General features: G+C 71.0%; 10 protein-coding genes, 1 tRNA gene and 1 pseudogene. 8 read left to right on the forward strand and 4 right to left on the reverse strand.

What is annotated here, in order from left to right; genetic code table 11:
* The first annotated feature begins 346 nt into the window (after positions 1–346).
* The gene (locus G443_RS17020; RefSeq protein WP_026419747.1) at positions 347–2434 is read left to right on the forward strand and encodes an Ig-like domain-containing protein; all 2088 of its coding nucleotides are present in this window, start codon (positions 347–349) and stop codon (positions 2432–2434) included.
* 150 nt (positions 2435–2584) lie between these two features.
* On the opposite strand, the gene G443_RS17025 is transcribed toward G443_RS17020, so the two are convergent.
* Complete coding sequence (locus tag G443_RS17025) at positions 2585–3136, reverse strand: MarR family winged helix-turn-helix transcriptional regulator (protein WP_051314171.1); 552 nt, start codon at positions 3134–3136, stop codon at positions 2585–2587.
* Positions 3137–3204: 68 nt separating this feature from the next.
* Between G443_RS17025 and G443_RS17030 the strand changes: the two genes are divergently transcribed.
* The 3 genes from G443_RS17030 to G443_RS17040 all read left to right on the forward strand — a co-directional run bounded on the left by G443_RS17030 (position 3205) and on the right by G443_RS17040 (position 6068).
* Complete coding sequence (locus G443_RS17030; protein ID WP_253860237.1) at positions 3205–3864, forward strand: SgcJ/EcaC family oxidoreductase; 660 nt, start codon at positions 3205–3207, stop codon at positions 3862–3864.
* A 305-nt stretch (positions 3865–4169) separates the two neighbouring features.
* Entirely contained in the window at positions 4170–5477 is a 1308-nt protein-coding gene (locus G443_RS17035) for an AAA family ATPase (protein ID WP_026419745.1), read from the forward strand.
* 6 nt (positions 5478–5483) lie between these two features.
* On the forward strand, positions 5484–6068 hold the full coding sequence (locus tag G443_RS17040) for an RloB family protein (RefSeq protein WP_035292527.1): 585 nt from the start codon (positions 5484–5486) through the stop codon (positions 6066–6068).
* 116 nt (positions 6069–6184) lie between these two features.
* Here the strand turns inward: G443_RS17040 and G443_RS17045 are convergent.
* Positions 6185–6255 (reverse strand) — tRNA-Gly (locus tag G443_RS17045).
* A 68-nt stretch (positions 6256–6323) separates the two neighbouring features.
* Here G443_RS17045 and dcd point away from each other — a divergent pair.
* On the forward strand, positions 6324–6905 hold the full coding sequence (gene dcd, locus G443_RS17050) for a dCTP deaminase (RefSeq protein WP_026419744.1): 582 nt from the start codon (positions 6324–6326) through the stop codon (positions 6903–6905).
* Between the two features lie 953 nt (positions 6906–7858).
* Entirely contained in the window at positions 7859–8386 is a 528-nt protein-coding gene (locus tag G443_RS17055) for a hypothetical protein (protein ID WP_253860238.1), read from the forward strand.
* A gap of 889 nt (positions 8387–9275) precedes the next feature.
* Here the strand turns inward: G443_RS17055 and G443_RS17060 are convergent.
* Positions 9276–9908 carry an HAD-IA family hydrolase gene (locus G443_RS17060; RefSeq protein ID WP_026419742.1) on the reverse strand — a complete coding sequence of 211 codons (633 nt, stop codon included), beginning with the start codon at positions 9906–9908 and terminating at the stop codon, positions 9276–9278.
* A gap of 679 nt (positions 9909–10587) precedes the next feature.
* Between G443_RS17060 and G443_RS17065 the strand changes: the two genes are divergently transcribed.
* Both G443_RS17065 and G443_RS17070 read left to right on the forward strand, forming a co-directional pair.
* Entirely contained in the window at positions 10588–12330 is a 1743-nt protein-coding gene (locus G443_RS17065) for a pyruvate dehydrogenase (protein WP_026419741.1), read from the forward strand.
* Positions 12331–12508: 178 nt separating this feature from the next.
* Entirely contained in the window at positions 12509–13930 is a 1422-nt protein-coding gene (locus G443_RS17070; protein WP_030104350.1) for a sugar porter family MFS transporter, read from the forward strand.
* Positions 13931–14264: 334 nt separating this feature from the next.
* Here G443_RS17070 and G443_RS17075 read toward each other — a convergent pair.
* Positions 14265–16108 (reverse strand): annotated as a pseudogene (locus G443_RS17075) (acyl-CoA dehydrogenase).
* Between the last annotated feature and the right edge of the window lie 8 nt (positions 16109–16116).

A 16116-nucleotide genomic window follows, 5' to 3' on the forward strand; every position in this document is an offset into this window, starting at 1 on the left:
CGGAGGTATCCGGGTCGATGCGCCCGGCGGGATCCGGTCGGGCGGGTGCCCCTTCTTCTCACTCTTTGGAAGATCTCGAACGGGCGATCAAGGTGACGGGAACGGTATTTACCCATCCATTACCCGATGCCGATCAAGGGCACCACCTCGGTGGTTGTGCGAGCGGTGTCACCGACATCACCGCAGGTAGGTAACGAACCGGCCAACTTTGTGCACTATTTCACGAAGATCACTTCCTGGCTTCGTCCCCCTGGTTACGGTCCCCATGTCGCCCAAAAGAGTGATGTCCCTTTCTCGCTCGAAGGCGTGAGGCACTGGGGGCTGGGGTGTGAAGGGAAGGACTTTCATGACCAAGGCGAGTCCCAGACGGGGACTGCTGACGGCGGTGCTCGCCGCCGGTCTGGTGGCCGCGGGGTCGGCCCTGGGCGCCACCACCGCCGCCGCGCAGGTGGAGGAGGAGCCGGCCGGCGAGACGCTGCTCGACGTCGCGGCCGAGGCGCTGCCCACCGAGATGCGGATCGCCGTCCAACGCGACCTCGGCGTCAACGCCGAGGTGTACGCGGAGCGAGCCACGGCGGCGGGGAACGCGTCCCTCGCCAGCGAGGACCTGGAGGCCGAACTCGGAGCCAGCTTCGGCGGGTCCTGGTTCGACAAGGACAGCAGGACCCTGCACGTCAACGTGACCGACGAGTCCGCCGCCGAGGTCGTCCGGGCGGCGGGCGCCCAGGCCCACGTCGGCGGACCGAGCAGGGAGCGGCTGGAAGCCGCCGGTGACCAACTGGCCTCCTGGGTGCGCGGGCTGCCCGAGGCCCAGCGCGACCTCGTGCGCGGGATCGCCGTGAGCAACCGCGAACGCGGCCTCGTCCTCACCGTGTCCGGTGAGGAGGGTGCCGGCGTCGCCTCGGGGCGACCCGACGTGGGCGTCGAGGTGAACGTCGAGAAGCAGGGTGGCCAGCCGAGGCTGGTCGACATCCGGGGCGGCGACGGCTACGTGGCCGGCCGGGACGGCGCGAGCCGACCCAGCGACCTGTACAACCTCTGCTCGTTCGGATTCGCCGCCTACGACTCCGCGCTGAACCCGCTCTTCCTCACGGCGGGCCACTGCCTGGCGCGGGAGGGTTTCGACTCCGTCTACCGCGAGCCCGCCGGGGGCCTCACCTTCCCGGTGGAGAAGATCGGCACCTTCCAGGAGGTGGCGTTCGGCAACGGGTCCGACGACTACGCGACCATCGCGCCGAGCGACGCGGTCTCGACCTCGGTCAACACCTGGGACGGCTCGGCGCGGGCGATCACCGGCGTCGTCGCCCCGCTGGAGGGCATGGAGGTCTGCAAGTCCGGTCGCACCACCGGCTTCACCTGCGGTGAGGTCACCGTGGCCGACACCAACTGGGAGTTCCCCGACGGCGGCGAGATCGTCAGCGTCGACGGCTTCGAGTTCAACGCCTGCGTCGAGGGCGGCGACAGCGGCGGCGCGATCGTCGCCGGCACCCTCGCGGTCGGCATGAGCTCGGCCGCGTACTACGACTACGACGAGAACGGCAACGAGACCTGCCACCCGCAGAGCTCCAGCCCCGAGTTCAGCGAACCACGGGCGCTGGCCGTCTCGCTGGTCAACGACGTGCTGCCCAAGCTCGACGACGTCAACGTGCTGACCGAGCTGGACGCGCCGGTGGTCACCTCGCCGGCGGACGGCGCCAGTGTGGGCGAGGCCCGCCCGACCATCACCGGGGAGGCGGCGCCGCACGCCACCGTCTCGGTGAACCTGGCCGGATCGGACACCACCGTGACGGCGGACGCCGGGGGAGCCTGGTCCTTCCAGCCCGAGGGCGACCTCGGGTACGGCGAGTACACCGTGGCCGTGGCGCAGTCGCTGGCGGTGGGCGGGACCACCGTCAGGTCCGACGAGGGCACCTCCAGCTTCGTGGTCGCACCCGCCGCGCCCGTGATCACCGAGCCCGCCGAGGGCTCGGAGACCGAGGAGCGGCGACCGGTGATCCGTGGGACCGCCGTCGCCGAGGCCACCGTGCGGGTGGCCGTCGACGAGCGGGACGCCGTCGAGGTGACGGCCGACGCCGACGGGAACTGGCGGGTCGAACTCGACGCCGATCTCTCCCTGGGCGACCACACGGTGCGCGCCCTCCAGATCGTCGACGGCCTGGAGTCGGCTGAGGCGACCGTCTCCTTCCGCGTGCTCGGAGGCGGTGGCGAGAGCACCCCGCCGACCACCACCCCGCCTCCGTCCGGCGGTGGCACTGGCGGTGACGACGAGGACGGCGCGGGTAACGGTGGCGGTGGCGGCGGGGATGACCTGGCCGACACCGGTCTCGGTCTCCTGGTGCCGATGCTCGTCGTCGGCGGGGTCGCCCTCGCGGGAGGTACCGCGCTCGTGCTGAAGTTCCGTCGCCGTGGCGCCGAGGGCGGTGAGACGGCCTGATCCGACGCTGACCCCGCCCGGCGCCTCCTGGAGGAACCGGACGGGGAACGTCCCTGGTGAGAGGGGGCGGCCGCACGACGCGGCCGCCCCCTCTCGTCGCGTCCGGGGTGGGCGGGGCGTCACCCCACCCACCCCGGGACCGGGAGGGGGTCAGGCCGGCGGGGTGGGCGGCGGGGAGGCCTCCCCGCCCTGGTCGGGCCGGAGGGCCGCCGGGTTCGGGGGCGGGTCGCCCGGGGTGGAGCCCGCCGTCGACTGCTGGCCGGCCGAGCCGCTGGAGCCCACCGCCCCCTGGTACGCCTCGGTCGCGGCGCGGAAGTAGGACAGCAGGCCCGCGCGCTGCTCCTCGGTGAGCGCGCCCACGGCTCGTCCGATGGGTTCCCTGGTCCTGCCGAGCAGCTCGACCAGGGGTGCCGGCAGTCGACCCGTGTGCCGGACCACCGTGCGGCGACGGTCCTCGGGATCGGTGGTGCGTTCCGCCAGCCCGGCCTCTACCAGGCGGTCCACGGCGCGGGTCGCGGCGCTCGGGGTGATCCGGAGTCTGGTGGCCAGCTCTCCCGAGGTCATCGGGCCGTCCAGGTCGAGCAGGTTGCTGGCCTGGTAGTCGGTGTGGCCCAGCCCGCTCATGTCCGCTGCCGCCAGGTGGAACCGGACGACGGCGGCCAGGTAGCGGCGGTAGATGGACGTCATCTCGTCAGGGGGCATCGCACCATCCTTGATCGTGTGCAATAATTGAACGCAGTCAATTATTGCACGAAGTGAAGGAGGCTGTGGTGGTCGAGGTGCTGTCCCAGGAACGGGTCGAGACGAGCGATGCTGAGCCCCGCCGGACGCGCCGCCGGTTGTGGTGGGTGCTGGGCGGCCTCGGTGCTGTGCTGGCGCTCGGCGCGGGCGGTGGTTACCTCGCGCTGAAAGCCACCAGTGATGTCGCGAACACGGGCGTGGCCGAGTGTTCCGAGGTCCCCGTCACCACCGGTCTCGGGCCGGAGGTCGTGGCCGAGGCGAGGGCGGGTGCCTGTGCGGCGGTCGCCGAGCTCGGCCGGGCGTGGGCGGAACATGACGCGGAGGCCTACGGCGCGGTGTTCACCGAGAACGCCACCTACACCACCTTCGCCGCCACCCACTACGTCGGACGGGAGGACATCGTGCGCAGCCACGAGGCGCTCTTCGACGGCGTCCTCGCCGGCACCCGCCTGACGGACTCCTACCTCGGGTTGCAGGTCCTGACCGAGGACGTCGCGGTCCTCACCGCGCGCGGCGACACGTATGAGGGCGATGAGCCCGGCGAGCCGAGCAAGGTGCAGACCTACACCCTGCTCCGGGACGGGGGTGCCTGGCGGGTCGCGGCGTTCCAGAACACCCAGCGCCAGGAGGTCATGGAGCGGATCCAGTACCTGTGGATGCCCGAGACCCGGCCCGCCGCCGAGCGGTGAACCACGAGCGGGCGATCGAGCGGCGGTTCTCCGGGGGTGTGCGGGTGGACACTGGCGCGGAGGACGCCGGTGTCCGAACAACGCTCCCCGTCCGCGAGGCGATCGCCCGGTGCGTGGGAAGCGGGTCGCGGTCCCGATGGTGTGCCGCCGCACGGGCCCGGTCCCGGCTGTCCCGCCGTGATGTTCACCCACAAGTGCCTGCTGGACCGGCCGTGCACTGGGTACTATCAGGGTGCCGTTCACGACAAGTTTGTGACGCACAGGGCGTCGAAACCGCGCGCACACGGCAGTTGGGGGTGGTGGTCGTGTTGTTGAGGTTCCGAGCCGCCAACCACAAGTCCTTCCGCGACGAGTTCGAGTTGTCGATGATCAGGGCGGGCAGCGCCGTCGGAGCGGGCTACGACGGCGACTGGGCCGATGTCACCCGGAGGGTCGCGGCGATCTACGGGGCCAACGCCTCGGGCAAGACCACCGTCCTCGACGCGCTTCACTTCGCCGTCACCGCCATTCGCCAGTCGAACGTCCACTGGGCGGAGCGCGACACCTTCCCCTACCACCCCTTCAAGCTGGACCAGGAGTCCGCGCGAAGTCCCTCCCGCTACGAGATGGACGTCGTTGTCGACGGAATTCGGCACACGTACGGGTTCCGGAGCAACGGTCGGGGAGTGGTGGAGGAATGGCTGTACTCCTACCCGCGAGGGCGACGGCGGGTGCTGTTCGAGCGGGACGCCTCCAGTCGGACGCCCTATCGTTTCGGCAGGACCCTGAAGGGTGAGAACGCCACGATATCCAAGGTGACGCGGGACAACGCGTTGTTCCTGTCCACTGCGGCCAGCTACCGCCACGAATGGTTGTCCACAGTGCGGGCCTCCATTCTGGGCAAGTTCGATTCGTTCTGGCGCGGGAACGGCGCGACCGACCGACGGTTGGCGGCGGTCAAGAGGATTCTCGAGGGGGACAACGCCGAGGATCGAGCGTCAGTGCTGCTGAGGGTCGCGGATGTCGGAATAACCGGCGTCACCGTGGAGCGAGCCGAGGTCGACGAGAAGTTCCTGGAACTCCTCCGGCACGTGCACGATTTCGTCCAGGCCGAGCACGGCGCCGGCGAGGCTGATTTCAACGACGTCCTCGAGGATGTCAGTCGGCGCCTCCGGTTCTCCCACGCCGGGGCTGCTCCCGACACCTCGGTCATGCTCGGTCTCGACGAGGAGAGCCACGGCACCATCACGTGGTTGACGATGGCACTGCCCGCCCTGGACGTCCTGCGGGCTGGCGGCGTCCTGGTCGTCGACGAGCTCGACAGCAGTCTGCACCCCGTCCTGACCGCCACCCTCGTTCGCATGTTCGAGGAGCCGGCCACCAACACCGCGGGTGCGCAACTCCTCTTCTCGTCCCACGATGTCTCGCTGCTCGGTAAGCTGACCAGGGGCCAGCTGGAACGGGACGAGGTGTGGTTCACCGAGAAGGATTCGTCCGGGGCCAGCCAGCTCTACTCGTTGGCCGAGTTCAGGACCCCCGAAGCGGGGAACGTCGAGAAGCGGTATCTGGAGGGGCGCTTTGGGGCGACGCCGATCGTGGACCTGGGCGAGTTGGTGGGAGCCACGAGCAAGTGAGGCTGGGTGACCAGGCGAGGTACGGGTAGGGACTCCCTCTCGCGGTCCAGGGGAAACCGAAACGAGCGTCGGCGAATCCTGGTCGTCACCGAAGGAAAGGTAACGGAACCCACCTATTTGACCGAGTTGCGGCGGCGCCTCCGCGCGACGGGAGTGAGCGTCAGCGTCGTGCCTGGAAAGCACTCCGACCCATCCAGGGTCGTGGACACGGCGAGGACCCAGCGCGACAACGCGAAGCGCGCGGGGGAGGCCTTCGACAGCGTGTGGTGCGTCGTCGACGTGGACGACCACCGGGGGTTAGCCGATGCGATCAGGGACGCGAGTCGCGCCCGGTTGAAGGTCGCGGTAAGCAACCCCTGCTTCGAGATCTGGCTGTTGTGGCACTGCGAGGACCAGACGGGCGCGATCAGCTCCAAGGCGCTCCGGAAGCGGGTGGAGCGGTACCTCGACGGCAAACGCCTCCTCCCCACGTTCCCCTACGGTGCCTGGGGTGAAGCCTGTCGGAGAGCGGCGATGGACAACCCCGCCGTGCCTCCCGCGAACCCTGGCAGCGGAGTGGGCGAGCTGGTCATCGAGATGTCCGGGACGTAGCCGGCGGAGTCGGGACGCACCGTCGGGAGGGGCGACCGGCGCGGGGCGGATCCCCTCGGCATGACGAAGGCCCAGGTCTGGGGTGGACACCCTGTGACCTGGGCCTTCGTGCTACGAGCGGATGACGGGAATCGAACCCGCGTTCTCAGCTTGGGAAGCTGATGTTCTACCATTGAACTACATCCGCAGTGGCTGTTGAAGCATACACGGTGCCCGCCGAGGCCTCCACCACCCCCCGCCAGTTAGGCTGGCGCGGTGCTTCTGAGTGACCGTGACCTGCGCGAAGAGATCGGAGCCGGCCGGCTCGCGATCGATCCGTACGACGCCGAGCTGGTGCAGCCCTCCAGTGTGGACGTCCGGCTGGACCGGTTCTTCCGGGTCTTCGACAACAGCAAGTACACCCATATCGACCCCTCCCTCCAGCAGGACGAGCTCACCTCCCTCGTGGAGACCGAGGGCGACGACCCGTTCGTGCTGCACCCCGGCGAGTTCGTGCTGGGCTCGACCTTCGAGACGGTCAGCCTGCCCACGGACCTGGCGGGGCGGCTGGAGGGGAAGTCCTCGCTCGGCCGGCTGGGGCTGCTCACCCACTCCACGGCGGGCTTCATCGACCCGGGCTTCAGTGGGCACATCACCTTGGAGCTCTCGAACGTCGCGAACCTGCCGATCACCCTGTGGCCGGGCATGAAGATCGGGCAGCTCTGCCTCTTCCGGCTGTCCAGTGCGGCGGAGAATCCCTACGGCTCCTCGGCGGCCGGGTCCCGCTACCAGAACCAGCGGGGGCCCACGCCGTCCCGGGCGCACCTGAACTTCCGGCGGTTCGAGACCAGGCGCTGAGGCCCGGGCCGATCGGGCCGTTCGGTGGGCGGCGGTCGCGTGGACCGGGCCGAGGACTGATCCGCATGCCCTGGAGCACCACGATGGGCGAGTGCGCGTACGGTCAGCGGCCCCAGAGCGAACGTGGCCAGGATGCGTGCGAGGGGTCGTGAAGCCGAGATCCTCGCCCCGACCTGGGCTCCGTCCTTTCACGTCCCTGGTGATTTTCGTGCCGCGCCCCCCAGTCGAGGCGGCGCCGCGTAGCCGCATCAGTACCTAACGGGACCATAAAGCTTCGGCGGACCGGCCGTTCAGGTACGTCGGGACGCGCTAGACCAGTCACTGGCGCGGACCGGGGAGCAGCTGATGTGGGTGTGCTGCCGGTCCTGGGAAGGTCGCGCACCAGGGACCAAGGGGAGTGCGGTGATGAGGAGAGCCACCCGCCGAGCGGTGGGAGCCGTTGCCGGAGCTCTGCTGGTGTGTTCGTTGGCCGCCTGCGGTAGCCGTGTGGTCGAGGGACAAGCCGTTCCGGTGGAGGAGTCGGGGGCCACGCCTGGGGCGACGGGGAGCGAGCGCACCTCGGAGGCGGGAGGTGAGGGGCACGAGGATGATTTCGCCGAGACGCCGATCACGGAACCACGGCTGGTGGATGCTCGCGCGCTGGTGGACATGTCGGTCCTGGAACCTGTCCTGGACGGCGACTCCCTGAGCATGGAGACGAGTGCGCACGCGATCGCGCAATGCCTTTTCGGGGACTGGGACGTGTCAGGAGCGCTGCGTATCGACGACGAGAAAGTCCTCGTTCCATCCCCTGCGTCTCGCGTGCTGCGCGACTTGGACGTGATTACCTGGGACACCGTCGCGGATGGTACGTGTGAGACGACGCTGGTCTGGGTTTCTGGGGGCCGGCCATCATCGTCGAGATGTGGCATGAGGCCGAGGACAGGAGCGTCGGTAGCGGCGAGGAGTTGTGCGTGGCGGCTTCCGAAGTCGCGGTCGCGGCCGCCTACCGCCTGGTAGACGGCACGGATCACTCCGTGGTACCTCCACCGGGGAGCCTGTTGTCCCTGGATCCGTGTGAGGTCATCGGCGGCCTCGAGGTCGCGGTTCTGCACGACACGTTGGCGGAGGTGCCGTTGCGGGCACGCGGGACCGGGGACGTCGTATGCGAGGCCGTGAGCTTCCTCCCGGGCGGCGCGGTCCTTGTGACGGAGGTGGGATTCGGGTGGGTCCCGCTCCCGGATGGCGGTGAACTGATCAGCGTCGCCGGGCGGGATGTGTACATCGCTCCGGTTCCTGATCAGGGTGTTTCGATGTGTGCCGCGTTCCTGGTCGGACGACAGGTCGACTACGCCGCCGAGGCAGCCGACAATCTCCACGAGATGCTCAGCGTCGTCTTCTCCGTGCCGCTCGAGCCGGGAGAGGACGACGTGACGGGGTCCGCGAAGGCATGTGACCAGCTGGTGCCGGTCATGGAACCGCTGGTAGCCGGACTGTCGTGAACACGGCGGTGCGGCTGGGCGAGTCGCGCCTGGGACTGGCCATCACCGGACCGGCTGGCGGCCGGTCCCGCGCCTGTACCCGAGTCCGGCCTTCCTGACGATCAAGGGCGGGAGGAGGTCGAACCCGCCCGACACCCCGTTCTCCACCGCACCCGTCAGATGCTGGTCAGCCGCTCGCCGCTGGTGTGGCGGTGGCTCACGCCCGACCCACGGGTCCTGACCGGACGGGGGGCCTCGGGGGCCCCGCGGACAGCGTGGAGGCGCGCCGCGAACCGCCCGTAGGGCGACGTGCGCCCGATGCGCCTGATCCGATGGGACCTCGTCCCCGGCCAGCAGGGCGGTGAGGCAGAACAGGCAGGAGCGTGGTGGGGACCTCGCGCGCGGGTACGCCTCCCCAGTGGCGTGCTGACCTCGGCTCCAGGTTGAGCTGGAGAACCGGTCACCCCGCTCGTGGCGGTGACGCCGATCGTGGCTGACCGCTCCACGTCCCAGCCGGTACGTTCTCGTCCTGCCCGCTGGGCCTCGTCCACCACGGGGCACGTGCGGGCGCCGGCCGGGGCCGCCACATGGCCGGAGCGGCAGGCCGCGCGGACCCGGTGGGCTCTCGCGCCGGAACGCCGCTGACGCTGACGCCGCGATCCGGGGGCCAGCGCAGCAGGTCCACGCCGTGGGGTTCCTCGTCCCAGCGTCGACGGGCCGACGCTGGTGCCCGAACCGGCGGTGTTCCACCCGACGAGGACCAGCCGGTCCGCCACGGCACCACGGGAACCCCCTGTGCGCCTCCCGCCCTGCCGGAGGCATGCGCCGGCCGGACACCGGAGACCGTCCGCACGGCGGACCGGTCGAGTTCCCGCCACCTGACCCGGCCCGGTCCGGGCTCAGCCCACGGTCAGCGGCGGACGACCTCCACCCCGCCGTCCCGGCGAGCCCACCGCAGCTCGGTGAGCGTGGACACCACCAGGTCGGCGGGCAGCGCACCCACGTCCGGGTTGGTGCCCACGCCCACGCTCCGCATCCCAGCCGCCCGCGCCGCCGCCACCCCGGCCGCCGCGTCCTCCACCACGAGGCAGTCCTCCGCCGGCACGCCCAGCAGCCGCGAGGCCGTGAGGTAGGGCTCCGGGTCAGGTTTGCCCCTGGTCACGTCGTCGGCGGTCACCAGGACGCGCGGGGCCCGCAGCCCCGCCGCCGCCAGTCGCTTCCCGGCCAGCGCGCGACCCGCCGAGGTGACGATCGCCGCCCGGTCACCACCGCCCGCCGCGAGCACCTCGGCGGCCCCGGGGAGGGCGACGACATCGTCGAGGTCGGCGAGCTCCAGCTCGTCCAGCCGCTCCAGCGCCGGGGCGACGCGCTCGGGGGGCAACACGGCGGCCACCGCGTCGGCCGAACGCAGTCCGTGGAGATCGGCCAGTCCGGTCGGGTCCACGCCGTGTTCCTGGCACCAGCGCTTCCAGCACCGGTCGACGGCCGGGGTCGAGTCGACGAGGGTCCCGTCCAGGTCGAGGAGAAGCGCCCGCACGAACATCGCTCGACGGTAGCCGAGTAGGCCAGGGCCGGGGAATCCACGGGATCGCCCGCCCAGCGGCCCGGGCGGGTGGCTGCCGGGCACCGGGCCGGCGTCGAGGGGCGGCCCGGGTCGGTCGCCGACGGACCCGGCCGGCGGCCGACACGCCCGGTCGGCTCTGGGCACGCGGGGAGGACGGACCCGGGGACCTGCCGGGCGGAGTCCGAGCGCCCCGCACCTCACCGGCCCCGGGGCGGCCGGTCGCTCAGGTCCTGTCGAACCGCACGGAGCGGTCGTCCACCCCCCAGCCACGAGGGGCGGCGCGCCCCCGCCGACCCAGGCGCCCGCCGAGCGGCGCGGGGCCGTGACCTGGCCGCTGCCCGGACCGGGACCCGGTATTCCACCGGTGTCCCCCGCGCTCCACCGCCACCGGGTGACGCCGGCGGGCAGCCCGACCGCCGAGACCCTGCCCGGACGCCCCGGCCGAGGGCGGGCGACCCCGCCCGGCCCCGCACCACCGGAGGGCGGGCGACGAGCGGGGCAGCGTGCCCGCCCCCGCCGGACCGCGCTGTTGCCGGCCCGCGTGACCTCGGCGAAGGTGGGGGAACCCGGAACCACGAGCCGCCGCGCGGGCTGGCGCCTGGGCCGTGCCAGGACGGCTGGGAGCCCTCCACGCCGGTGACAGGACGGAGGTACCGCGATGGCCAGGAACACGGTGGCCGACCAGCTCGTGGAGATCCTGCGCGAGGTCGGCGTGGAACGCGTCTACGGGGTGGTGGGCGACAGCCTGAACCCGGTGGTCGACGGGATCCGCCGTCGGCGGGGCATCGAGTGGACGCAGGTCCGCCACGAGGAGTCCGGGGCCTTCGCGGCCTCGGCGGAGGCGCAGGTCACCGGTCGGCTGGCGGTGTGCGCGGGCAGCTGCGGGCCGGGCAACCTGCACCTCATCAACGGGCTCTACGACGCCCACCGCAGCATGGCCCCGGTCCTGGCCATCGCCTCGCACATCCCCACCAGCGAGATCGGCACCGGCTACTTCCAGGAGACCCACCCCGACCGGCTGTTCGTCGAGTGCAGCCACTACTGCGAGATGGTCACCGATCCCGAGCAGCTGGCCAGGGTCACCCGCATCGCGATCCAGCACGCGGTGGGCCGAGGTGGGGTCGCCGTCATCATCCTTCCCGGTGATGTCGCGGGCTTGGCCGCCTCGAAGCAGCCCGTCGGGCACGCCCTGGTCACCGAGCGGCCGAAGGTCCGCCCGGGGCCGGACGAGCTGGCCAGGCTCGCCGAGCTGCTGAACGACGCCAGCCGGGTCACCCTCTTCTGCGGGCGGGGCACCCAGGGCGCGCACGACCTCGTCATGCGGTTGGCGGAGCGGGTGAAGGCACCCGTCGGCCACGCCCTGCGCGGCAAGGAGTGGATCCAGTACGACAACCCCTTCGACGTGGGCATGAGCGGGCTGCTGGGGTACGGCGCCTGCTACGAGGCCATGCACGAGGCCGAGCTGCTGGTGCTCCTGGGCACCGACTTCCCCTACCCGGCGTTCCTGCCGGACGGGGTGCGGATCGTGCAGGTCGACCACCGGGCCGAGCAGCTCGGCCGGCGGGCGCCGCTGGCGCTCGGGGTCTGGGGCTCGGTGTCGGAGACCATCGAACAGGTGCTCCCGATGGTGGCCGAGAAGCACGACCGGACGTTCCTGGACAACGCGCTGCGCAAGCACGCCGCCGCCCTGGAGCGGGTGGTCGGGGCGTACACGCAGGACGTGGAGCACCACCTGCCGATCCACCCCGAGTACGCGGCGTCCGTGCTGGACGAGGAGGCCTCGGATGACGCGGTGTTCACCGTGGACACCGGGATGTGCAACGTGTGGGCCGCCCGCTACCTCAGCCCGAACGGTCGCCGCCGCCTGTTGGGCTCCTTCAGCCACGGGTCGATGGCCAACGCGGTGCCCCAGGCGATCGGGGCGGCGCTCGCCCAACCCGGACGGCAGGTGGTGGCGATGGCCGGTGACGGCGGCTTCTCGATGCTGTTGGGCGAACTGCTCACGCTGGTCGCCGCGGACCTGCCGGTGAAGGTCGTCCTGTTCAACAACTCGTCGCTGGGCATGGTCAAACTCGAGATGCTCGTGGCCGGACTGCCCGAACACGGCACGGCGACCCAGCACACCGACTACGCCGCGATCGCCAGGGCGGCCGGTGCGCACGGGGTGCGCGTCGAGCGACCGACCGACCTGCGGGCGGCGTTGCGGGAGGCCTTCGACCGTCCCGGCCCCGCCGTGGTGGACGTGGTGACCGACCCGAACGCGCTGTCCATGCCCCCGAGGATCACCGCGGAGCAGGTGTCCGGGTTCGCCCTGTCGATGGGACGCACGGTGCTGGCCGGCGGTGTCGGCCGGATGATCCAGCTCGCCAGGAGCAACCTGCGGAACATCCCCCGCCCCTGAACTGACCGGGTCTCCGCCCCACCCAGCGGGTCGTCCTGGCCGGAGGTGGCGCGGACCGGTGGCGGGACCCCTGGTCGGGGGTCTGATCGACTTCCGGGGTGTGGAAACGCGCGGTGGCGGGTAACGAGGGCTACAGACAGGACCGTTCCGCCGACCGAAACGCTGGGGGACACACCGGATGGTGGCAGGAGGTACCGGCCAGGGCGCCGGTCACACATCGCAGGAGAACCTCGCCTACGTGGTGTTGATCGCCGGTGCCGCCGCGATGGGCGGTTTCCTGTTCGGCTACGACACGTCGGTGATCAACGGCGCCGTGGACGCGATCCAGGACCGGTTCGAGGTCAGTTCGCTGCTCGTGGGGTTCACGGTGTCCTCCGCCCTGTTGGGGTCGGCCTTGGGTGCCTGGGTCGCCGGCGGCCTCGCTGACCGGCACGGCCGGATCCGGGTGATGCAACTCGCCGCGATCCTGTTCGCGGTGAGCGCGGTGGGTTCCGCCCTGCCCTTCACGGTCTGGGACCTGACGGTGTGGCGCCTGCTCGGTGGCGTCGCGATCGGCATCGCCTCGGTGATCGCGCCGACCTACATCGCCGAGATAGCGCCGGCCGCCTACCGGGGCCGCCTGGGTTCGATGCAGCAGTTGGCGATCGTGCTCGGCATCGCCGCCTCGCAGCTGGTGAACTACGCGATCGCGGCCGCCGCCGGTGGGGCCCGTGGCGAACTGGGGCCGTTGGAGGCGTGGCAGTGGATGCTCGGGGTGGAACTGGCTCCGGCGTTGCTCTACCTCCTGCTGACCCTGACGATCCCGGAAAGCCCCCGGTTCCTGGTGCGCACGGGGCGCGTGGGCCGGGCACGCCGAATCCTGGCCAGGGTGGAGGGCGCGGACGAGTCGACGGTGGACGACCGGATCGAGGAGATCCGGTCCGCTCTCGGTTCGGAACGTCGACCCACCCCGCGCGACCTCACCGGCGGCCGCTTCGGCCTGTTGCCCATCGTCTGGATCGGGATGGGGTTGTCCGCCTTCCAGCAGCTGGTCGGCATCAACGTGATCTTCTACTACTCGGCGTCGCTGTGGCAGTCGGTGGGGATCGAGGAGAGCGACTCGCTGCTGCTCAGCCTGTTCACGTCGATCGTGAACATCGTCGGGACCTTCGTCGCCATCGCCCTGGTGGACCGGGTGGGCCGCAAGCCGCTCCTGCTGGTCGGGTCGGCGGGGATGACGGTGGCCCTGTCGGCGGCGGCCGTCGCGTTCTCGCGGGCCACCGTGGTCGGTGACTCCGCCGAGCTGTCTCCCGGCTGGGGCCTGGTCGCCCTGGTGGCCGCCAGTTCCTTCGTGCTCTTCTTCTCGCTGTCCTGGGGCGTGATGGTGTGGGTGCTGCTCGGGGAGATGTTCCCGCTGCGGATCAGGGCGGCGGCGATGGCGGTGGCCACGGCCACGCAGTGGATCGCGAACTGGTTGGTGACCGTGACGTTCCCCAGCCTGCGGGACTGGAACCTCGCCGGCACCTACGTGATGTACGCGGTGTTCGCCGCCCTGTCCTTCGTGTTCGTGCTCCGGTGGGTACGGGAGACGAAGGGGAAGAAGCTGGAGGAGATGGGCTGAGCCCGGGGGCCGGGACCGGGTGGCGGAGCCGCCGCCCGCTCGGGCCGCGAGGGCGCTCGCTACCCCGGGAGGCGCGGCGGGCGAGCCCGGTGTGACCGGCCGGGTGCCGCCCGGCCGCTCGACGCGACGAGCGGAGAGCCGGCGCGGGGCGGTGCGCCGGCGGTGGGCGGTGCGACGGGCGTCTCCGGTGCGGACCCAGCCCACCGGCGTGGTGGGGCCACCAGGAGGGGACGACCCGGCCCGGGGAGAGGAGCGGCCCACCCGGCGGAGGTCGGAGCCGGTGGGCCGCTCCTCTGGGGGTGGTGCCGTCGGCGGGCGCCAACGGCTCAGCGGGTCAGAAGGCCTCCTCGGGGACGTCCATCAGCGAGTTGTCGGTGGCCGACAGGACCTGGCGCCGCGCGGACAGCTCGGGGAGGACGTTCCTGGCGAAGAACGAGGCGACGGCCAGCTTCCCCTCGTAGAAGGCGCGGTCCCGGGGGGTGACCTCGCCGTCCAGGGCCGTCGACGCGACCTCGGCCTGGCGCAGCAGCATCCACCCGATCAGCAGGTCGCCGGCGCTCAGCAGGAGTCGGACGTTGTTCTGCCCGACCTTGTAGAGGTTGCGCTGGTCCTCCTGCGAGGAGGTCAGGAACCCGACCATCGAGCCGAGCATGCCCTGGAAGTCCTCCATGGCCTGCGCGAGCAGCGCGCGCTCCTCCTTGAGCCGGCCGTTGCCGCCCTCGGAGTTGAGGAAGTTCTGCACCTCGGTGGCGACGTGGGCGAGCGCCTGGCCCTTGTCCCGGATGATCTTCCGGAAGAAGAAGTCCATCGACTGGATCGCGGTGGTGCCCTCGTAGAGGCTGTCGATCTTGGCGTCCCGCAGGTACTGCTCGATGGGGTAGTCGCTGAGGTACCCGGACCCGCCCAGCGTCTGGAGCGAGAGCGTCAGCATCTCGAACGCCCGCTCCGACCCGACACCCTTGACGATCGGGAGCAGCAGGTCGTTGACGCGGGCCGCCAGCGACACGTCCTCCCCGGTGGCACGGCCGTGGGCGATCTGGTCCTGGAAGTGGGCCGTGTACAGGTACACCGCCCGCAGGCCCTCGGTGTAGGCCTTCTGGAGCATGAGGATGCGCCGCACGTCGGGGTGCCGCGTGATGGGTACCCGGGGGCGGTCTTGTCGGTCATCTGGGTGAGGTCGGCGCCCTGGACCCGCTCCTTGGCGTACTCGAGCGCGTTCAGGTAACCGGTGGAGAGGGTCGCGATGGCCTTCGTGCCCACCATCATCCTGGCGTACTCGATGACCTGGAACATCTGGGCGATGCCGTCGTGGACCTCGCCGAGCAGCCAGCCCTTCGCCGGCACGCCGTGCTGCCCGAGGGAGAGTTCGCAGGTCGCCGAGACGTTGAGGCCGAGCTTGTGCTCGACGCCGCTGACGAAGGCCCCGTTGCGCTCGCCGGGCTCACCCGTCCCGGAGTCGAAGAGGAACTTGGGCACCAGGAAGAGGCTGAGCCCCTTCGTGCCCGGCTTCGTCTCGACTCCCGGGCCCTCCGGGCGGGCGAGGACCAGGTGCATGATGTTCTCGGTCATGTCCTGGTCACCGGAGGTGATGAACCGCTTCACCCCGTCCAGGTGCCAGGAGCCGTCCTCCTGGCGGATGGCGCGGGTGCGACCGGCACCGACGTCGGAGCCGGCGTCCGGCTCGGTGAGCACCATCGTGGCGCCCCAGCCCCGGTCCAGCATCAGTTGTGCCCAGTGGCGCTGTTCCTCGGTCCCGTTCTCCCAGAGGACGGACGCGAAGTTGGGGCCGGCCATGTACATGTACACGGCCGGGTTCGCGCCCAGGATGAGTTCGCTGGCGGCCCACTGGACCGACGGGGGGATCCCGTAGCCGCCCATCTCGTTGGGCAGGCTCAGCCGGTACCACTCGCCGTCCCACAGTGCCCGGAAGGAGCGCTTGAACTCCTCGGGGAGGGTCACGGAGTGGGTGGCCGGGTCGAAGGTGGTGCCTTCCCGGTCCCCCACGGCGAACGAGTCGGCGAGCGGGCCGACGGCGAGGTTGTTCAGTTCCTCGAGGACGCCTCGGCTCGTCTCCTCGTCCGCCTCGGTGAAGGGGCCGGTGCCCAGCAGCCGCTGCACCCCGAACACCTCGAAGAGGTTGAACTCCAGATCCCGGACGTTGCTCTTGTAGTGACCCATGCCCTTGC

Origin of the sequence: Actinoalloteichus caeruleus DSM 43889 (genome assembly GCF_000429185.2) — a bacterium.
Classification (GTDB): domain Bacteria; phylum Actinomycetota; class Actinomycetes; order Mycobacteriales; family Pseudonocardiaceae; genus Actinoalloteichus_B; species Actinoalloteichus_B caeruleus.